The organism is Flavobacterium sp. (assembly GCF_965657075.1).
Lineage (GTDB): Bacteria > Bacteroidota > Bacteroidia > Flavobacteriales > Flavobacteriaceae > Flavobacterium.
Map to the genome: position 1 here is coordinate 85,679 of NZ_CBFHMV010000004.1, position 19,262 is coordinate 104,940.

Genomic DNA, 19,262 nt, shown 5'->3' on the forward strand with positions numbered 1-19,262 from the left:
TACAGGCTTAATTCTTAACAATTATTTAATCTTCGAAAATAAAGATTATTATTTAATATGTTGAATTAAATCTATAATTCTCGATGAATAACCAATTTCATTGTCGTACCAACCAACTATTTTTACCATGTTGTCAATTACTGAAGTTAATTGTGAATCAAACAAACACGAATTAGTATTTCCAATAACATCAACCGAAACAATAGGATCTTCGGTATAATCTAAAATGCCTTTTAAATTGGTTTCAGAAGCGCTTTTAAAAGCAGCATTTATTTCTTTAATGGTTACTTTTCTTTTTACGTTGAGTGTAATATCGGTCAATGAACCATCAGGAACAGGAACGCGAATACCACAACCTCCAATTTTACCTTCTAATTCTGGGAAAATTTTAGTCAATGCTTTAGCAGCACCAGTTGTTGTAGGAACAATGGATTGTGATGCACCACGAGCTCTACGCAAATCTTTATGCGGTTGATCATGCAAACTTTGGTCTGTAGTGTAGGAGTGAACTGTTGTAATGTATGCTTGTTCAATTCCGCATAATTCTTGCATAATTTGTAGCATTGGCGCTGCATTATTAGTAGTACAACTCGCATTAGAAATTAGTGTTTCTGAACCGTCTAAAATTGCTTCATTAACACCTAAAACAACTGTTTTTATGTTTTCATCTTCTGGTGGAACTGAAAGGATAACTTTTTTTGCACCTGCAATGATATGCTGATTTAAAAGCTCTGTAGTCTTAAATTTTCCAGTGGCTTCAACAACAATATCTATATTTAACGTTTTCCAATCTAAATTTTTGATTTCCTTTTCGCTAAAATACAGATACGATTTATCATTAATCACAATTGAATTTGATGTGTAAGAAACTTTATCTTTTAAAACGCCATGAATACTATCATATTTAACCAAGTGACTCATTGTTTTTGCATCTGCAATATCGTTGATAGCTACAACGTCAATAGAAGGATGATTTAATAGTAATCGAAAAAGGTTGCGACCAATTCTTCCAAAACCATTAATTGCAATACGAGTTTTTGTCATTTATTCTTTGGAGTTTGGAATTTTAAAATTGGAATTTGTTTACAAGATGTGTTTTTCTGCATGATAAGAAGAACGAACTAAAGCACCGCTTTCAACGTGTCTAAAGCCTAATTCTTTTCCTATTTTTTCATATTTTTCAAACTGTTCTGGAGTAATATATTCTTTAACAGGTAAGTGTTTTTTTGTAGGTTGAAGATATTGTCCAATAGTTACAATATCAACATTTGCATTTTTTAAATCGTGTAAAACTTCAATAACTTCTTCCTCAGTTTCGCCTAAGCCTAACATGATTCCTGATTTTGTTCTTTTGATGCCTTGTTCTTTTAGGTATCTCAAAACTTCTAAGCTTTTTTCGTACTTTGCTTGAATACGAACTTCACGAGTTAACCTTTTTACTGTTTCCATGTTGTGTGAAACTACTTCAGGAGCCACTTCAACAATACGATCAAGGTTTCTTGTATTGCCTTGAAAATCAGGTATAAGGGTTTCTAAGGTTGTGTTAGGATTCATTCTTCTAATGGCTTTAACTGTTTCTGCCCAAATGATTGAACCCATATCCTTAATGTCATCTCTATCCACACTGGTAATAACAGCGTGTTTGATTTTCATTATTTTAATTGAACGTGCCACTTTTTCAGGTTCATCCCAATCTACATCTTCTGGACGACCCGTTTTTACACCACAAAATCCACAAGAACGGGTACAAATATTTCCTAAAATCATAAATGTTGCGGTTCCTTCGCCCCAACATTCACCCATATTAGGACAACTACCTGAAGCACAAATAGTATTTAGCTTATATTTATCTACTAATCCACGCAATTCGGTATAATTTTTACCTGTTGGTAATTTTACACGCAACCATTTTGGCTTTGGTTCTCTTGGTGGAAATACATTTTCTATAACGTTGTTCATGGGTATAAAATTTGAAAAGCAAAGATACAATATTGAATTCAGAATTTTGAATTTAGAAGTATGAAATTGGGTAAGACAGAAGTGAAGATTTAGTTAAAAAAAAAGGTAATTAACTTTTTTTAATAATTTCGGCTAGTAATTTCTTTCCTCTAAGAAGTTTAATTTTAATATTATTCAAAGGTTCTTCTAATTGATCGGCCATTTCTTGGTAGCTCATTTCTTGAAAATAACGCATTTGAATCACTTCTTGATAAGCCGGTTTTAGTTCTTTGATGCAAAGTAATAATTGAGCTAAATTTTGTTCAATAATTAACTCATCTTCAGCAGTTGGTGATTCGTCAGCAATAGAATTTGCATAATTGGAATCATCATTATTATCTACAAAAAGAGAAGATTTCTTTTTGCGAAGCATGTCAATATGAGCATTTTTAGCAATTGCAATCAACCAAGTATTGAAGCCATATTCTGAATTGTAATTGCTTATTTTATCAAAAGCTTTTGCAAAAGTTTCTATTACAATGTCTTCTGTATCAGTTTCATTTTCAGTACGTTTTATCATAAAGCCGTACACTTCATTCCAATAAAAATCCAAAAGAAAGGTAAAAGCTACTTGGTCGCCCGTTTTTGCTTTTTCAATATTGCTTTGTATGATGGTTGAAGTTATTTCCAATGTACTGGTTTCGAAAAAATATTTATTATTACTATATTAATTTGTGTAAAGATAAGAACTAATTCGATAATTGGAAACCAATACATTACATCTTTTTCTTTAAGTTTTCCAGCACCATAACCTAAAGAAATCCATGCAAATGTATAACGAAATACAACGATTCCTAAAACTATAATCCATTGAAACTGATAAGCTAATAATACAGCAGCCAAAACAAAGAATAAAACTTGAGACATAAAATACAAAGTTAATTGAAATTTGTCAAAAGATTTATACAATTTTGCAGTTGTAATGTGTCTTCTTTTTTGATTGAACCAATCTTTATAAGTTGTTTTTGGTGAAGAATAAGTAAAACTTTCAGAACTATGTATTTGTGCAGTATTTTCTTTATTAGCAGCTTGATTGATAAATAAATCATCATCACCCGAACGAACTTTCATGTGATCCATAAAACCACGATTGTCAAAGAAAACAGATTTTTTATAAGCTAAATTTCGACCAACACCCATGTAAGGTTTCCCAATTTTTGCCCAAGAAAAATATTGAACCGCAGTCAATAAAGTTTCGTAACGAATGATTTTATTCAAAAAAGAACCTTTAATTTTATCGTATGCACCATATCCTAAAACGATTGTTTTTTTCATAGTGAATTGAGCTGTAATTTGCTGCAACCATTCGTTAGAATTAGGATAACAATCTGCGTCAATAAAAACCAAATAATCTTTTGTAGCTGCTTTGATTCCTAAAGTTAATGCAAATTTTTTATTGCCCCAAAAAGCTTCGTTATTTTCAACTTTAACCAACTTGATGTTAGAATATTGTTTTTCAAATGCTTCAAATAAATCTAAAGTTTCGTCACTAGAAGCATCATCGATTAAAACAATTTCAAAATCTGAATAATTTTGATGGATTAATAAAGGAAAAAACTTCTTGATGTTTTCTGCTTCATTTTTAGCACAAACAATAACAGAAACAGGCACTTTTTTGGGAGTGACGTTTTGTTTCTTGGCAAAAGTAAATTGTCCGAAAACAGCAATGTAGTATAAAAATTGAACTAAAACTATTGCAATAAAACTGTAAAGCAAAATGAATAAAATCATTTCCATGTAAAAATATTAGCTATGAGAAGTCTCTTTACAATCTTTCATTTGTTCTGGAGTTTTACCACAAAAACCACAACTTTCACCGTCTTTATTTAAAAAAGGACTTTGACTGGCACAAGTTCCAGAGAATTTACCGTCTTTTTTTGCCCAAATTTTTATTGCAATACCAGAAAAAGCTAGCGCTAACAATCCAACCGAAAGTAAAATAAGTTTAAACATTTTTATGTAATTTTATTTAATGCAAAGATAGGGAGAAAATTAGAATTTAGAATTCAGAATTTAGAATTTTTGCAGTAATTTGGTTTTGGATTTTTATATTTGAATTTATTTTTAAATGACATTCACTTCAGCTTCAATATGAATGCCAAATTTTTTAAAAATGGTTTGTTGAATATCTTTTGAAACGGCTAAAATTTCTTGACCAGTTGCGTTGCCATAATTCACCAAAACCAAAGCTTGATTTTTATGAATTCCTGCGTTACCAAAGCGTTTTCCTTTAAATCCTGATTGTTCAATTAACCAACCTGCTGGAACTTTTACTTTAGTTTCAGAAACTATGTAATGTGGTATTTCTGGATGATTTTGTTTTATTTTGTCGTAATCAGCTTTTGAAATAATTGGATTCTTAAAGAAACTTCCACTATTTCCTAGCTCTTTTGGGTTTGGCAATTTACTTTGACGGATGGCAATTACAACATCACTGACCTCTTTTAGAGTAGGATTTGTAATGTTGTTTTTTACTAATTCAGTTTCAATTGCTCCGTATGAAGTATTAATTTTGTGGCTTTTTTTTGTTAATTTGAATGTTACATCGGTGATAATGTATTGATTTTTCAACTCATTTTTAAACACACTTTCTCTGTATCCAAAATTACAAGTGGCTTTATCAAAAGTTTTTAAATTTTGAGATGCAATTTCCATAGCAGTACAACTTTCAAAAGTATCTTTAATTTCCACACCATAAGCACCAATATTTTGAATAGGAGTTGTTCCTACATTTCCAGGAATTAAGGATAAATTTTCAATTCCACCAAAATCATGTGCAATACACCAAAGGACAAATTCATGCCAATTTTCACCAGCATTCGCTTTTACCCAAATAAAATTTTCCTCTTCTTTTACAATTTCAATTCCTTTAAAATTAACATGTACAACTAGTTTTTCTATATTTTGAGTCAACAACATATTGCTTCCACCACCAAGCACAAAAATGTCTTTATTGGATTGCAAAACAGTCGATAATTCATCGGTGTTTGAAACAGCAATAAATTCTTTTGCCAAAGCCGAAATGCCAAAAGTATTGTATTCTTTTAATTGAAAATTAGACTGAAAATTCATAAGTAAAAATTAAAGTGTAAAAATAGGATTTATTATTTAATAACAATTTCAATATTAAAATCAATGAGAAACTTTAAACAACATCTATAACCTAAAAATCTTATACGATTGATGTGTGGATTGAATTATGCTTTCCGTTCTTGCTTCATGAGTATCGGTAATGAAAATTTGACCAAAAACATCATTATTTACCATTGAAACTATTTTTTGAACACGAGTTTCATCCAATTTATCAAAGATGTCATCAAATAATAAAATAGGTAACACACCACTTTTTACTTTTATGAATTCAAATTGAGCCAATTTTAAGGCAATTAAAAATGATTTTTGTTGTCCTTGAGAACCAAATTTTTTAATTGGAAAACCGTCAATTTCAAAAGATAAATCGTCTTTGTGAATTCCGACCGAAGTATATTGTAAAGCTCTATCTTTAGCTAAATTGTTCTTTAATAAATTAGCAAAAGTATTTTCAAACAATTGACTTTCATATTTTAATTGAACTTGTTCAGCAGAATCGGTAATGGTTTGATGATGTTTTTGAAAAATAGGAATAAAATTTTCTAAAAACTGTTGTCTTTTGGTAAATATTTGAAAACCTAACTCTGAAATAGGTTCGTCGTAAATGGCTAAGTTATCAGCATCAAATACATGATTTACTGCAAAATATTTTAATAAAGCATTTCTTTGAGCCACTAATTTTTGATACTGAATTAACTCGTTTAAATACGAATTATCCAAAATTGAAATGACACTATCAATGAATTTTCTTCTAGTTTCACTGCCTTCAATAATTAAGTCGACATCTGAAGGTGAAATAATTACTAAAGGAATTAATCCTAAGTGTTCTGAAAGTTTTTCGTAAATTTTGCCATTGCGCTTAATGGTTTTTTTTTGTCCTTTTTTTAAACTGCAAACTACTTTTTCTTCCTTGTCATTTTTTGTAAAAACACCATCTATAACAAAAAATTCTTCGCCATGTTTGATGTTTTGACTGGCCAATGGATTAAAATAACTCTTGCCGTAAGCCAAATGATAAATTGCATCAAGAACATTAGTTTTACCAACGCCATTTTTACCAACAAAACCATTGACTTTGGAGTCAAAATCTAAATTTTTATCAGAAATATTCTTGTAATTAATAAGAGAAAGTGTTTGTAAAAACAAAATAAAAAGAAGGTTTTAGGTTTAAAAAAACTAATGAATTGCAAATTTAATAGTTATTTAATAATTATGATGCTTTAGATTGTTTTTAATTTTCTTAACTTTTTTATGGCAGTTTCAATAAAAGTTATATTTTTGCACCTCATTAAATTAAATTTAAATGGCAACATATAACAAAAGAGGTTACAAAGCACCTAAACCAGAGAAAATTGCAGATGATGCAACAAATGAAATTGAAGACGTAGCCTACAATGGTGAAAGTACAACAGCAGAAGTATTTGATACTTTAGACGAAGGTGCTAATAAAATTGAAGATTGGGTTGTTGAAAACCAAAAAATCATCATGGGAGTTGTAGCAGCTATTGCTTTACTCTTAACTTTGTATTTTGTTTATGATAGATTCATAGTTGAGCCTAAAGAGGAGGAAGCAGCAAGTAAAATGTTTCAAGCACAAAAATTCTTTAATGATGCCGTTAATGCTCAAACCGCTCAAGATTCATTATTTAATTTAGCACTTAAAGGTGGTGAAGGTAAATTAGGATTTGAAGGTGTTATTTCTGAATATTCTGGTACTCAATCTGGAAATTTAGCTCAGTATTACGCTGGAATGTCTTACTTAAATTTAAAAGATTACAAAAAAGCAGTAACGCATTTAGAAGCGTTTTCTTCAAATGACGAAATGTTGCAACCTATTGCTTTCGGAGCAATTGGAGATTGTTTTTCTGAATTAAATAAAGTTGAAGATGCTTTATCATACTATGAAAAAGCAGCTAATGCTTCTGAAAATGATTTTACTACGCCTAGATATTTATTTAAACATGCTATTTTAGCATTGCAAAACGGTAAAACTGATGTAGCAGCAAAGTCATTCAAAAAAATTAAAGAATCTTATCCAACAGCAGCAGAAGCAGCAAATATTGATGCTTATATTGCTAGAACTGAATAAATGGCTACAGAAAATAAAAATTTATCCAATTACGATAAAAACACAATCCCAAACATGAAAGACTTTCGGTTTGGGATTGTTGTTTCAGAATGGAATGATGATGTAACTGAAGGACTTTTCAAAGGTGCTTTTGATACACTTGTTGATTGTGGTGCTTTACCAGAAAATATTACAAGATGGAATGTACCAGGAAGTTTTGAATTGATTTTTGGTTCCAAAAAAATGCACGATACTTTAGAAGTTGATGCAATAATTGCAATTGGTTGTGTAATAAAAGGGGAAACCATGCATTTTGAATTTGTATGCGAAGGCGTTACTCAAGGAATTAAGGATTTGAATTTGATGTACGAAATTCCAACTATATTTTGTCTCTTAACTGATAACAACAAACAACAATCTTTGGATAGAAGTGGAGGAAAACACGGAAACAAAGGAGTTGAAGCAGCAATAGCAGCCATTAAAATGGTCAGTTTAGGTTAAAGTTTACTTAAAAAACAGAAAGCCTGCTCAATTGAGTGGGTTTTTTTATGAATTTTTGTCAATATTTAATTAAATTTGAATTATAAAATAATACGTTATGTTTATAAAATCACTTTTACGTCTTCATTCTTATAGAAAGTTTGATTACCAACCTAGATATTATGATGAAAATAAAGAAAAGCGAGAACAACGATTATCAGAACGAAGATTATTGAGAGATTCTCCAAAACCTATTTCATTTAGACAAGGATGGCATAAAGAAAGCACTTATCGTACCTCTGATGGTAGTAGTTTAAGAATTGCCATTATTGCTGGAGTTTTGGTGTTAATTTGTTATGGAATTCTTCGTTCGTTAAATATTGATTTATATTAATGTCAGCAAAAATAAAGTTATTACCCGATCATGTTGCCAATCAAATAGCAGCGGGTGAAGTTGTGCAACGTCCAGCTTCTGTAGTTAAGGAATTGATAGAAAACGCTGTTGATGCCAAAGCAACAGAAATAAAACTATTGATTAAAGAAGCCGGCAAAACACTTATTCAAGTTATTGATAATGGTGAAGGTATGAGTGTTACTGATGCTCGTTTGTGTTTTGACAGACACGCTACTTCAAAAATAAAAAATGCTGAAGATTTATTTGATTTACATACCAAAGGTTTTCGTGGTGAAGCTTTAGCTTCTATTGCAGCAATTGCACATGTTGAATTAAAAACCAAACAAGCTACGGAAGAATTAGGAACTCATATTGTAATTGAAGGAAGTAAATTTGTTTCACAAGATGTAATTGTGGTTCCAACAGGAACTTCGTTTGCAGTTAAAAATTTGTTTTTTAACATTCCTGCTCGAAGAAATTTTCTTAAATCTGAAACGGTAGAATTTAAACATATAATTGATGAATTTCATAGAGTAGCTTTGGCTCATCCTGAAATTTCTTTTAGTTTATATCATAATGGAGAAGAATATTTTAATTTACCAAATTCCAATTACCGTCAGCGTATTGTTAATATTTTTTCTGGAAAAACTAATGAAAAGTTAGTTCCTATCTCTGAAAGCACTGATATTGTCTCCATGCACGGATTTGTTTCTAAACCCGAATATGCTAAGAAAAATAAAAGTGAACAATTTTTATTTGTAAACGACAGATACATTAAAAGTGGTTATTTGCATCATTCGATAATGAATGCCTATGAAGGTTTGCTTAAAGAAGGCAATCAACCCGCTTATTTTTTATTTTTTGATGTTCCAAAGCATACCATTGATATCAATATTCATCCCACAAAAACAGAGATTAAGTTTGATGATGAACAATCTATTTATGCTATTTTAAGAGCTAGTGTAAAGCACAGTTTAGGACAGTTCAATGTTTCTCCAATTTTAGATTTTGAAAGAGATTCTAATCTTGATACTCCTTACGGATACAAAGACAAAGCCATTGATGTTCCTTTGATTGAGTTTGATTCAAATTTCAATCCTTTTAAATCCGATGAAACCATTCAATCGGTAACAAAACCAAGTTCAAATTCTAGTTACATCCGTAAAGATACTTCTGAAAAATGGGAAAGTATGTATTTGGGATTAAATGATGAGTTTAATTCTCAAGTCTCTAGTTATGAGTCAGAAGATGAAGTTGCTACTTCGCTTTTTGATGCAGAAGAAGTAGAAACTGTTTCTCAAAAGAAATACCAACTACAAAAAAAATACATAGTTAGTCCTATAAAATCGGGCTTGTTAATTATTGATCAACGCAAAGCACATCAACGTATTTTGTATGAGCAATTTTTAACTAACATTACTATTTTAAAAGGAACTAGTCAGCAATTATTATTTCCATTATCTATAGTAATGTCTATTCAAGAATTGGATTTAATTAAAGAATTAAAAGAACCTTTAGAATATATTGGTTTTGTATTTGATAAATTTACTAAAGAAACCGTTATTTTTTCGGGTATTCCCTCTAATATTCAAGAGAGTAAAGTGCCAAGTTTGTTGGATGATTTAATTTCAGATATTCAGGTTGATTTTACCACGGATAGTTTTTCTCAAAATGACATAATAGCTAAATCAATGGCGAACAGTTTGGCTATAAAATCGGGCACATATCTTACGGACATTGAATTAGATAATATGGTAAACTCATTATTTGCTTGTAAAGACCCAAATATTTCACCTTTTCATAAACCTACTTTCATTACGCTAACCGTTGATGATTTAGAAAAAAGATTTTCCTTATGATGAACATGACCGAGACAGTAAAACAATTGTTGATTATTAATGTTTTATTTTTTATTGGTAGTAATTTTGTGCCTAATACTGTTGAATTATTAGCTTTAAATTATGTAGAAAATGACCATTTTGGTTTTTGGCAAATAGTTTCCAGTATGTTTATGCATGGAAGCATCATGCATATTTTATTTAATATGTACGCTTTAATTACTTTTGGAAGTATTTTAGAACAAATGTGGGGAAGTAAGAAGTTTTTATTTTTTTATTTTTCATGTGGAATAATAGGCTCTGTTTTATATGTTGGCTATAATTATTTTGAATTTTATAACGCTATTAGTCCTTTGATTTCTGGGGGCTTGTCTAAATCTGAAATATTAACGGCCTTAAACACTGGTAATTTGACTTCTTTTAATGGTATAATTGATCAAGATCAGTTCAATTTAATTTCTAACATTTATTTTGGAAAATCACTTGGAGCTTCTGGTGCTATTTATGGTTTGTTAGTTGCTTTTGCTTTTGCTTTGCCTAATGCAGAGTTAAATTTGATGTTTATTCCAATTCCTATTAAAGCTAAATATTTTGTTCCAGCAATCATCTTATTTTTTGATATTATTTACGGAATTATTTTAAAAGGAGATACCGGAGTTGGTCATGCAGCGCACATTGGAGGTGCATTGGCTGGTTTTGTAATGATGTGGTATTGGAAGAAAAATCAATTCAATAATAACCGTTGGAATTAAAAAACAAATATGAATATTTTTCAAAGTTTAAAGCATCAGTATTTGAATAATGATATTGTACAAAAAATCATTTTTTGGAATATTGGTGTATTTATTTTGTCGCTTCTTTTTTGTTATAACTTCAAAAGTGCTTCTTTCGATTTTTATAGTTTTATGACGGTTAAATCTTCTCTAGATTTTACTTTATATAACCCATGGACACTTTTTATTTATATGTTCGTTCATAACGGATTTATACATATTCTTTTCAATATGTTGATGTTGCATTTTGTAAGTCGATTTTTTCTGACCTTTTTTACAGAAAAGCAATTTTTAGTAGTTTATATTTCTGGAGGAATTTTCTCAGGTTTGGTGTTTGTTTTGTTTTTTCATTTTCTAGGAATTGTTGTTCCATTAGTAGGTGCGAGTGCTGCTGTAATGAGTTTACTAGTTGCTGCAACGATTTATGCTCCAAATTATCTTTTAAAAATTCCTTTAATTGGAACCATAAAATTATGGTACATTACCGCAATATTATTAGGAATTGACGTTATTATTGTTTTTAAATTATTTTTGGAACAAGGGGTTAATTACAGTGTTTTTGGTGGAAGATTTTCTCATATAGCAGGAGCCTTGTTTGGATTTATTTATGTGAAATTGCTTCAAAATGGATTTGATTTGGCTAAGCTGTTTTCAAAGAGTAACTTTCCTAAAAAGAAAAAGAAAACACCATTTTCAAAAGTTCATATTAATACAACTTCATCAAATTTAAGTAAGCATACAAAAACAAGTGTAGAACAAAAACAAATTGATGAAATTCTAGATAAAATTAGTAAATCGGGATATGATAGTTTGTCTAAAGAAGAAAAAGAATTTTTATTCAAAATAGGAAAATAAATTAGATGCGAAATAAAACATGGGTAAGTAAAGTAATGAATTTGCTTAATATATTGCTATTTATAGTTTCTATATTGGCTTTTGCGTTGCCTTATTTAGCTCCAAAATTATTTCCTTCATTAAGTGTTTTTACGCTTTTTTTACCTGTTTTATTGATTGTTAATTTTCTTTTCTTTTTGTTTTGGATGATTCAATTTAAAAAGAGAATGATTTATTCTGCTATCATTTTATTATTGGGGATTTCAACCATTGAACGTTTTTATAAATTTTCTAAAACGAATTTACCAGTTTCTAAAAATGATTTTACCATTATGAGTTATAATGTTAGGTTGTTTAATTTGTACGAATGGTTGCCCGAAAGAAACATACCCAATCAAATTGTGCAATTTGTTAAAAATGAAAATCCTGATGTGCTTTGTATTCAAGAATATTCGCCATTAAAATCGGTTTTTTTTAATCAATACAACTATTCGTTTATTGAAACTGAAGGTAAAAAAAACAAATATGGACAAGCTATTTTTTCTAAATTTCCAATTGTAAATTCTGGCACAATTGAGTTTCCAAAGTCTTCTAATAAAGTTATTTATGCTGATATTATTCAAAACAAAGACACCATTAGGGTTTATAGTATGCATTTACAATCTATAAAAATCAGTAAAGACATCAATAACGAAATTAGTGAAGAAAACTCAACTTTTATTTTTAATCGATTAAGTAAGGGATTTGCACAACAACAAAATCAGGCTGAAATACTAGTAAAACATGTAAAGGATTGTCCGTTGCCTAAAATTATATGTGGCGATTTGAATAACAGTGCTTTTTCATACGTTTACAGATTGGTTAAAAATGACATGAAAGATGCTTTTAACGATGCTGGTTCTGGCTTTGGAAAATCTTACAATTTCAAATATTATCCTGCACGAATAGATTACTTTTTTGTAGAAAAAGAGTTTTTAGTTAAAGAATATAACACGTTTGATTCTTTTGCAAAAAGCGACCATTTTCCACTTACTACAAGATTAGAATTGATTAAATAAGCAAAAAAAAACTTTTATTTATTTAATTAGAGGTTGATTCTTCAGATATTCTAAAGCATATCGTCCTTCGTTGAAAAGTAAATCTAAAATACTAAGGTTATTTATAAAACCGTGTTTATCATCAAAAACTTGCTTGTAAGGTTCCAATAGCGTTGTATCTTTTTTACCATTTACCAAGAAGCGTAAATCTTTTTTTTGTGCTGCTTCGTGAAAATATTCTGTGGTTTTGGTATAAGGAAGATGTATTCCTAAACAAGCATTTACAACTTCAAAAGCTTCAAAATTTAAGTCTAATAAAAATTTGTGATTCTTTTCAAAAAGGGGAATAATATCGTCTTCAAAATATTCAAAAAATGGAGAAGTTCTATAACTGGCTTCCAAGGATTTGAAATGGTTTTTTTGCCAACCAAAAGCGTCTTCTATAATAACATCTTTGTATTTTTGATGTTTATTATTGCTATGTTTCACTGGAATATTTAGCAATTGCAAACCGTTTGCACTATAAATGTACATTCGGTTTCTGTTGGTTTGTTTTTGAAAATTATCATCAAATTCAAATTCAATTTCATCCGCTTGCACCATTGCTATATAATGACTTATGGATGGGAAATAGGTTGGATGAAGTAAGGTTTTCATTTTATATTTTTACTGTACTAGTTTCAAATCTAATTAATTGACTTCTTTTTTCTTTTTCTTATTTCTGAAATAATCAAAAGCAAAATAACCTGCCAAAAAGATTAAAAAATATTTAAAGTAAGATTGCGGTTGTCCTTCACCACTTACAGTTGTAAACAGTCTGTCCCAACGTATTTTATTTTTAATACCTTCACCATTGGAATCCCAACTCATCCAAATAAAAATAGGTTTTCCAACAATATGATTTTCAGGGGTATATCCAAAAAAACGTGCGTCTAATGAATTATGTCTGTTGTCTCCCATCATCCAAAAATAATCTTGTTTGAATGTGTAAGAGGTTGCTTTTTCTCCATTAATCAAAATCTCACCACCATTTACTTGCAAATCGTTGTTTTCATACTCAGCAATGATTTTCTTATAAAAAGGTAAAGATGCTCTATTGATAGCTACTGTTGCTCCTTTTTTAGGGATATAGATTGGACCAAAATTATCTACATTCCAGTTGTTGGTTACAGAAGGTTTTCCGTCTTTATAGTCAGGAAAAATACCATCTTCAGCTACTTTGCTTACTCTTCTTTCTACAGATGCAATTCTTGAATCCGTTTTTATTTTTTCATACTTATCATTGGTAAGATTGGCATAAAAGTAATAGTTGGAAAATGATAAACTTAATTTTTTAAATAAATTTTCGTCAATACCACCATTTACGTAGGAGTTTATGGAATCTCTATCTACTTCTTCAAAACTATAATTTTTAATCAATTCTTCTTTTATCGAAGGATTGTCCCATATTTTGTTATTGATTTCAAAAATGGAACCTGCTTCAGTAATTTGATATTCGTCTTTTATATTTTGAATCGAGCTTTCTTTTACTTTTATTTTGTAGAAAAATTGAGGTTTTGCTCTTTCAGGCAGAATCAGTTCTTTTCCGTTTATATAAACGATTCCGTCTTTTATTTGTAAAGAATCACCAGCAATACCTACACAACGTTTTACGTAGTTTGTTTTTTTGTCGATGGGTTTATCGTAGCGTTTATCGGCTACTTTGTACATGTTATAAAGTGTATCTGTAGGCCAATTAAAAACAACAATATCATTGTTTTTAATTTTTTCATAACCAGGAAATCTAAAGTAAGGAAGTTGCGGCCAAGTAGTATACGATTTTACATTCACCAAAGGAATTGTATCATGAACCATTGGAGCAGCAACAGTTGTCATTGGGGTTCTTGCACCATAATTATATTTACTTACAAATAAAAAATCACCAATTAACAGGGATTTTTCTAATGAAGAAGTTGGAATAGTAAAAGGTTGAATTAAGTACGAATGCACCAATGTAGCTACAACAATTGCAAAAGTTATAGAACCCACAAAGTCTAATCCTTTTGTGGCTGGTGTTAAATCTCTGTCTTTGTGATAGGTAACTTGTTGTGTGTAGTTGACATAGCCAACATATAAACCTAAAGTTGCCACACCAAGAATCATATCTAAAGTGCTTTTTTTGCCAAAAGTTCTAAGGGTTTCAACCCAAATAGCTGCAAAAAGTAATAAATTGATAATTGGAATGAAAAGCAAAAATATCCACCATTTTGGTCGGTTGATGATTTGCATTAAAACAATTCCGTTATAAACAGGAACAAATGCCTCCCAAGCCTTTCTACCCGCTGCAATGTATAATTTCCAAGTGCAAATACCGTGTATAACTTGAACAAATAGGATGAATACTAACCATTGAACTATTGACATCTTTTTACTTTTTAAAGTTTATATTTTAAGCTAATTAGGAATGTACTAATTAACGTGTTTTATTATTTAATTTAATTGAAGCACATCTTTCATAGTAAAAACACCTTTTTTACCTACCAACCATTCTGCTGCAACAACTGCTCCTAAAGCAAAACCTTCTCTGCTGTGTGCGGTATGTTTTATTTCAATTTGATCTACATTTGAATCATAAAAAACGCTGTGAGTACCTGGTACATTTTCTATTCTTTTAGCTTCAATATGTAGTTCGTTTTCTTTTGGATTTTCTAAAGTCCACTTATTGTAGGAAGAATTTTCTATGATTCCGTTGGCTAGAGTTATTGCTGTTCCACTTGGAGCATCTAGTTTTTGAGTGTGATGAATTTCTTCCATAGAAACTTGATATTGTTTCAGGTTGTTCATTATTTTGGCCAAGTGATTGTTCAATTCAAAAAAGACATTGACCCCTAAACTGAAATTAGACGCGTAAATAAAACTACCGTTTTTTTGCTGACACAAAGCTTCCATTTCATTGTAATGTTCAAGCCAACCAGTTGTACCGCATATTACAGGAATATTGGTGTTAAAACACTCCGTAATGTGACTTACAGCTGTTGTTGGAATGCTAAAATCGATAGCCACATCAGCATCTTTTAATCCTTCAAATGTATTAGAACTTGACTTTATTAAAACAATTTCATGACCTCTTTCTACAGCTATTTGTTCAATAACCTTACCCATTTTTCCGTAACCTAAGAGTGCAATTTTCATGTTTTTAAAAGATAAGTAGGATTTTAAAGAATTTGTTACAATTGGAGCATTATTTAACTAAAAATTATATTTAAGCAATAAGCCAACATTTGCATTGGTATTGAATTCATTCATTCTAACATCTGGTTTGAATGAAAGGTTGTCGTTTACATTAAACTGCATTAAATGCGCATCAACGTTGGCATCAACGATATTTAAAATGTATATAAGCGATGTAAATAATAAAGACATGTCACGATTTCTTTGATGAAAACGTTGAGCTCGTAAAACACTATCGTCTGAAAAGTCACCATAAAACGAGTCGTTTTCATACAAAGAAGTACCGTCAATACGTTTTTTGTATTCGTCTCTAAAACCGTTGTATTTTTTGTTTTGGTCTACGTAGTTGTAAACAGAAATACTCAAAGCTCCATAAACTATAGGGATTTTCCAATATTTTTTATTGTAAGCTTGTCCAAGACCAGGTAATATGGCTGAGAAAAAAGCGGCTTTTGAAGGAGCTAGCGGATTAATTTCAACTGAAATGGTGTCATTAGCTTTAAGAACAGTAGTTTCTTCTTGAGCAAAAGTAGTGTTACTCAGCACAAAAATAAAAAGCAGTACCTTTAGAAATTGACCCTTCACTATTGTTTTATTAATTTAAGAATTCTTTCAAAATCAGCTCCTGAGTTGAAAGGTATTGTAATTTTTCCCTTACCATTTCCAGAAGATTTAATGTCTACGTTAGTGCCAAAATATTCAGTAAACTGCTTTTTTTGATCTTCATTAACGTTGAAATTGTCAGCTTTTGGTTTTTTGGCTTTAGGTAACAGACTTTCTTGGTATTTTTTGACTAATGCTTCGGTATCTCTTACAGATAAGTTTTGAGTAACAATCTTGTAGTAAATATCGCCTGCAATATCGCCGTCTTCAATATTAATTAATGCTCTACCATGCCCCATAGAAATGAAACCATCTCTTATTCCGGTTTGAATGATTGGGTCTAGTTTTAACAAACGAAGATAGTTGGCAACGGTTGAACGTTTTTTTCCTACACGATCACTCATTTGTTCTTGTGTTAGATTAATTTCATCCATCAAGCGTTGGTAGGATAATGCAATTTCAATAGGATCTAAATCGTGACGTTGGATGTTTTCTACCAAAGCCATTTCCAATGATTCTTGATCATTTGCAATACGAATGTAAGCTGGAACAGTTTCTAATCCTACAATTTTAGAAGCTCTTAAACGACGTTCTCCTGAAATTAATTGGTATTTATTGAAATCGAGTTTTCTTACAGTAATAGGTTGAATTACGCCAAGTTCTCTAATAGAGGTAGCTAATTCATTCAGCGTCTCTTCGTTAAAGTTGGTTCTTGGTTGAAAGGGATTTATTTCGATAGAATTAAGGTCCAATTCTACTATATTGCCCACTACTTTGTCTGCATTTACATCATCAACTGATTTAATATCGTTGCTTGGATCTTTTAACAAAGCAGATAATCCTCTTCCTAATGCTTGCTTTTTTACAGCTTTTGCCATTCTTAATTGCTATTTTTCTTAATAATTTCTTCTGCTAAATTAATGTAATTGGTTGCTCCCTTGCTGGTTGCGTCATAATTGATGATGCTTTCTCCAAAACTTGGGGCTTCACTTAATTTAATATTTCTTTGAATGATGGTATTGAACACCATGTCTGAAAAGTGTTTTTGCACTTCTTCAACCACTTGGTTCGACAAACGTAAACGACTGTCGTACATGGTTAACAATAAGCCTTCGATATCCAAATCGGCATTGTGGATTTTTTGAACACTTTTAATGGTACTCAATAATTTTCCTAATCCTTCCAAGGCAAAATATTCGCATTGAATTGGTATGATAACACTATCTGCAGCTGTTAGTGCATTTAATGTTAGCAGTCCAAGAGAAGGCGCACAGTCAATTAAAATATAATCGTACTTATCTTTCACGCTTTCCAATGCTTTTTTCAGCATGTACTCTCTATTTTCTTTATCTACTAATTCAATTTCAATAGCTACTAAGTCTATGTGTGCAGGGATGACCCATACATTGGGTGCAGAACAAGTAATTGTTGCTTCGTCAGGAGTATTGCTGTGTTCTAGAATTTGGTACGAACCAATTTCAACCGATTCCACATCAATTCCCAATCCGCTACTTGCATTTGCTTGAGGATCAGCGTCTATAAGTAATACTCTTTTTTCTAAAGCACCTAATGAAGCTGCTAAATTAACAGTTGTAGTCGTTTTTCCAACGCCACCTTTTTGATTTGCTATTGCAATGATTTTACCCATTTGACTTTTTAAATTTCGAACCGTAAAAATACAATTAATTATGGTTTTTTCAAGGCTAATTTGTTAACAATAGATTAAAGTTGTCAGTAGGGGTATTTTGGTCTGTCTTTTAAGGTTTGTCAACACTATTTCTTCTTTTTTATTCCTTTTTTTAACAAGTAAATAGTAAACTTATACCTAATTTTGTGTCATATAAAAATCAATTATTTTGAAAAACATTTTTTTTACCTTGTTATTATTAATTTTTAGTACGACTACTCTTTTGAGTCAAGAACAGGAGCACAGGATTTCCTTTAACACAACACTTGAATTTCAATCTTTTTTTCATTCAGCGAATAATTTTTATCCTATAGTTAGTGCGCACAGAGGTGGTCCAACTACTAATTTTCCTGAGAATTGCACGGCTACTTTTCAAAATACTATTGTTTATAATCCTGCAGTTATAGAAACAGATATTGCTATGACTAAAGATTCTGTTTTGGTGATGATGCACGATAATACGTTAGACCGAACTACTACTGGAACTGGAAACATCTCCACTTATACTTATTCGGAATTACAAGATCTTTTTCTTAAAGATAATGAAGGCAATATTACTCCTTACAAAATTCAAACTTTAGATGAAGTATTGCAATGGGGAAAAGATAGAGTGGTTTATACTTTAGACGTTAAAAGAGGTGTTCCTTTTAAAAAAGTTGTTGATGCTGTTGCTAGAAATAAGGCTCAAAATTATAGCATAATCATTACTTATAATGCCAATCAAGCTGCGGAAGTTTATGCTCTGGCTCCTGATTTGCTTTTGTCCGTTTCTGCACGAGGTAAAGAAGATATAGAACGTATGGAAGATTTGGGTGTAAAAGTAGAAAATATGGTCGCTTTTGTAGGCGTTACCTTTCCAAAGCCTGAGGTTATGACCTATATGAAATCAAGAGGGATTACTTGTATTTCTGGTACTATGGGGAATATTGATAAAAGTACCGAAGCCAAAAACGATAGTGTTTATTTAGATATCGTTAATGAAGGCGTTATGATCATTTCATCGGACCGACCGAAGCAAGTAGCCCAACAAATGCAACTTTATATCGATAAGCATCAGATACAAAGTGAATTTGTTAAATAAGCTTTTTTAAAAACAAAAAACACGATATTGGTATCGTGTTTTTTATTTAATCTCTTTTAGGATTGTTTTTTTTGTCTCGTTTATCTGCCTTTTTTTCTTTTGCCGTTTTAAGGGGTTCCTTTTTTTCGGTCTTTTTTGAGTCTTGACTTTTTGCCATTAGGTTTGATTT

Annotated in this window: 21 protein-coding genes; 8 read left to right on the forward strand and 13 right to left on the reverse strand. The window is 30.7% G+C overall.

The annotated features are described in order from the left end of the window. Positions 1–48: 48 nt before the first annotated feature. The 7 genes from gap to recF all read right to left on the reverse strand — a co-directional run bounded on the left by gap (position 49) and on the right by recF (position 6,234). Positions 49–1,044 carry a type I glyceraldehyde-3-phosphate dehydrogenase gene (gap, locus tag ACTF56_RS04345; protein ID WP_438965688.1) on the reverse strand — a complete coding sequence of 332 codons (996 nt, stop codon included), beginning with the start codon at positions 1,042–1,044 and terminating at the stop codon, positions 49–51. Between the two features lie 39 nt (positions 1,045–1,083). Beyond that, positions 1,084–1,959, reverse strand: coding sequence for a lipoyl synthase (gene lipA / locus ACTF56_RS04350; protein WP_438965689.1), 876 nt, complete (start codon positions 1,957–1,959; stop codon positions 1,084–1,086). A 109-nt stretch (positions 1,960–2,068) separates the two neighbouring features. After that, entirely contained in the window at positions 2,069–2,629 is a 561-nt protein-coding gene (locus tag ACTF56_RS04355; RefSeq protein WP_438965690.1) for an RNA polymerase sigma factor, read from the reverse strand. Further along, positions 2,620–3,735 (reverse strand): glycosyltransferase, encoded by a 1,116-nt coding sequence (locus ACTF56_RS04360; protein WP_438965691.1) that lies wholly within the window; start codon positions 3,733–3,735, stop codon positions 2,620–2,622. The genes ACTF56_RS04355 and ACTF56_RS04360 overlap by 10 nt, the downstream gene beginning before the upstream one ends. A gap of 9 nt (positions 3,736–3,744) precedes the next feature. Further along, positions 3,745–3,951, reverse strand: a complete 207-nt coding sequence (locus ACTF56_RS04365) for a membrane or secreted protein (RefSeq protein ID WP_438965692.1) — start codon at positions 3,949–3,951, stop codon at positions 3,745–3,747. A 111-nt stretch (positions 3,952–4,062) separates the two neighbouring features. Then, complete coding sequence (gene murB / locus ACTF56_RS04370; protein ID WP_438965693.1) at positions 4,063–5,070, reverse strand: UDP-N-acetylmuramate dehydrogenase; 1,008 nt, start codon at positions 5,068–5,070, stop codon at positions 4,063–4,065. 84 nt (positions 5,071–5,154) lie between these two features. Continuing rightward, a complete protein-coding gene (gene recF / locus ACTF56_RS04375; protein WP_438965694.1) occupies positions 5,155–6,234 on the reverse strand; it encodes a DNA replication/repair protein RecF in 1,080 nt (359 codons plus the stop codon). Between the two features lie 157 nt (positions 6,235–6,391). Between recF and ACTF56_RS04380 the strand changes: the two genes are divergently transcribed. The 7 genes from ACTF56_RS04380 to ACTF56_RS04410 all read left to right on the forward strand — a co-directional run bounded on the left by ACTF56_RS04380 (position 6,392) and on the right by ACTF56_RS04410 (position 12,533). Then, complete coding sequence (locus tag ACTF56_RS04380; RefSeq protein WP_438965695.1) at positions 6,392–7,177, forward strand: tetratricopeptide repeat protein; 786 nt, start codon at positions 6,392–6,394, stop codon at positions 7,175–7,177. After that, the gene (gene ribH / locus ACTF56_RS04385; protein WP_438965696.1) at positions 7,178–7,657 is read left to right on the forward strand and encodes a 6,7-dimethyl-8-ribityllumazine synthase; all 480 of its coding nucleotides are present in this window, start codon (positions 7,178–7,180) and stop codon (positions 7,655–7,657) included. It begins immediately after the preceding gene. Positions 7,658–7,754: 97 nt separating this feature from the next. Continuing rightward, positions 7,755–8,030: a hypothetical protein gene (locus tag ACTF56_RS04390; RefSeq protein WP_438965697.1), complete on the forward strand. Its 276-nt coding sequence runs from the start codon at positions 7,755–7,757 to the stop codon at positions 8,028–8,030. After that, complete coding sequence (mutL, locus tag ACTF56_RS04395) at positions 8,030–9,889, forward strand: DNA mismatch repair endonuclease MutL (protein WP_438965698.1); 1,860 nt, start codon at positions 8,030–8,032, stop codon at positions 9,887–9,889. Before ACTF56_RS04390 ends, mutL begins: the two co-directional genes overlap by 1 nt. Continuing rightward, the gene (locus ACTF56_RS04400) at positions 9,886–10,620 is read left to right on the forward strand and encodes a rhomboid family intramembrane serine protease (RefSeq protein ID WP_438965699.1); all 735 of its coding nucleotides are present in this window, start codon (positions 9,886–9,888) and stop codon (positions 10,618–10,620) included. Before mutL ends, ACTF56_RS04400 begins: the two co-directional genes overlap by 4 nt. Before the next feature lie 9 nt (positions 10,621–10,629). After that, entirely contained in the window at positions 10,630–11,496 is an 867-nt protein-coding gene (locus ACTF56_RS04405; RefSeq protein ID WP_438965700.1) for a rhomboid family intramembrane serine protease, read from the forward strand. A gap of 5 nt (positions 11,497–11,501) precedes the next feature. Continuing rightward, on the forward strand, positions 11,502–12,533 hold the full coding sequence (locus ACTF56_RS04410; RefSeq protein WP_438965701.1) for an endonuclease/exonuclease/phosphatase family protein: 1,032 nt from the start codon (positions 11,502–11,504) through the stop codon (positions 12,531–12,533). Positions 12,534–12,551: 18 nt separating this feature from the next. Here ACTF56_RS04410 and ACTF56_RS04415 read toward each other — a convergent pair whose 3' ends face one another. The 6 genes from ACTF56_RS04415 to ACTF56_RS04440 form a co-directional block, all read right to left on the reverse strand. Next, positions 12,552–13,169, reverse strand: coding sequence for a WbqC family protein (locus ACTF56_RS04415; protein WP_438965702.1), 618 nt, complete (start codon positions 13,167–13,169; stop codon positions 12,552–12,554). Between the two features lie 33 nt (positions 13,170–13,202). Then, a complete protein-coding gene (gene lepB / locus ACTF56_RS04420; RefSeq protein ID WP_438965703.1) occupies positions 13,203–14,915 on the reverse strand; it encodes a signal peptidase I in 1,713 nt (570 codons plus the stop codon). Positions 14,916–14,981: 66 nt separating this feature from the next. Further along, complete coding sequence (dapB, locus tag ACTF56_RS04425) at positions 14,982–15,683, reverse strand: 4-hydroxy-tetrahydrodipicolinate reductase (RefSeq protein WP_438965704.1); 702 nt, start codon at positions 15,681–15,683, stop codon at positions 14,982–14,984. Positions 15,684–15,740: 57 nt separating this feature from the next. Next, positions 15,741–16,307 (reverse strand): DUF5683 domain-containing protein, encoded by a 567-nt coding sequence (locus ACTF56_RS04430; protein ID WP_438965705.1) that lies wholly within the window; start codon positions 16,305–16,307, stop codon positions 15,741–15,743. Then, a complete protein-coding gene (locus ACTF56_RS04435) occupies positions 16,307–17,203 on the reverse strand; it encodes a ParB/RepB/Spo0J family partition protein (RefSeq protein WP_438965706.1) in 897 nt (298 codons plus the stop codon). Before ACTF56_RS04435 ends, ACTF56_RS04430 begins: the two co-directional genes overlap by 1 nt. 2 nt (positions 17,204–17,205) lie before the next feature. Then, positions 17,206–17,973 (reverse strand): ParA family protein, encoded by a 768-nt coding sequence (locus tag ACTF56_RS04440; RefSeq protein WP_438965707.1) that lies wholly within the window; start codon positions 17,971–17,973, stop codon positions 17,206–17,208. Positions 17,974–18,181: 208 nt separating this feature from the next. Here ACTF56_RS04440 and ACTF56_RS04445 point away from each other — a divergent pair, with 208 nt between their 5' ends. Then, a complete protein-coding gene (locus tag ACTF56_RS04445) occupies positions 18,182–19,093 on the forward strand; it encodes a glycerophosphodiester phosphodiesterase family protein (RefSeq protein WP_438965708.1) in 912 nt (303 codons plus the stop codon). Positions 19,094–19,262 lie beyond the last annotated feature (169 nt).

Excerpts from the sequence above, each read along its gene's own strand:
- ACTF56_RS04410 (WP_438965701.1), top strand. The coding sequence starts at position 11,502 with ATGCGAAATAAAACATGGGTAAGTAAAGTAATGAATTTGCTTAATATA.
- ACTF56_RS04405 (WP_438965700.1), top strand. The coding sequence starts at position 10,630 with ATGAATATTTTTCAAAGTTTAAAGCATCAGTATTTGAATAATGATATT.
- ACTF56_RS04400 (WP_438965699.1), top strand. The coding sequence starts at position 9,886 with ATGATGAACATGACCGAGACAGTAAAACAATTGTTGATTATTAATGTT.
- lepB (WP_438965703.1), bottom strand. The coding sequence starts at position 14,915 with ATGTCAATAGTTCAATGGTTAGTATTCATCCTATTTGTTCAAGTTATA.
- ACTF56_RS04415 (WP_438965702.1), bottom strand. The coding sequence starts at position 13,169 with ATGAAAACCTTACTTCATCCAACCTATTTCCCATCCATAAGTCATTAT.
- ACTF56_RS04440 (WP_438965707.1), bottom strand. The coding sequence starts at position 17,973 with ATGGGTAAAATCATTGCAATAGCAAATCAAAAAGGTGGCGTTGGAAAA.
- ribH (WP_438965696.1), top strand. The coding sequence starts at position 7,178 with ATGGCTACAGAAAATAAAAATTTATCCAATTACGATAAAAACACAATC.
- gap (WP_438965688.1), bottom strand. The coding sequence starts at position 1,044 with ATGACAAAAACTCGTATTGCAATTAATGGTTTTGGAAGAATTGGTCGC.
- murB (WP_438965693.1), bottom strand. The coding sequence starts at position 5,070 with ATGAATTTTCAGTCTAATTTTCAATTAAAAGAATACAATACTTTTGGC.
- mutL (WP_438965698.1), top strand. The coding sequence starts at position 8,030 with ATGTCAGCAAAAATAAAGTTATTACCCGATCATGTTGCCAATCAAATA.
- ACTF56_RS04365 (WP_438965692.1), bottom strand. The coding sequence starts at position 3,951 with ATGTTTAAACTTATTTTACTTTCGGTTGGATTGTTAGCGCTAGCTTTT.
- dapB (WP_438965704.1), bottom strand. The coding sequence starts at position 15,683 with ATGAAAATTGCACTCTTAGGTTACGGAAAAATGGGTAAGGTTATTGAA.
- lipA (WP_438965689.1), bottom strand. The coding sequence starts at position 1,959 with ATGAACAACGTTATAGAAAATGTATTTCCACCAAGAGAACCAAAGCCA.
- ACTF56_RS04380 (WP_438965695.1), top strand. The coding sequence starts at position 6,392 with ATGGCAACATATAACAAAAGAGGTTACAAAGCACCTAAACCAGAGAAA.
- ACTF56_RS04435 (WP_438965706.1), bottom strand. The coding sequence starts at position 17,203 with ATGGCAAAAGCTGTAAAAAAGCAAGCATTAGGAAGAGGATTATCTGCT.
- ACTF56_RS04360 (WP_438965691.1), bottom strand. The coding sequence starts at position 3,735 with ATGGAAATGATTTTATTCATTTTGCTTTACAGTTTTATTGCAATAGTT.
- ACTF56_RS04390 (WP_438965697.1), top strand. The coding sequence starts at position 7,755 with ATGTTTATAAAATCACTTTTACGTCTTCATTCTTATAGAAAGTTTGAT.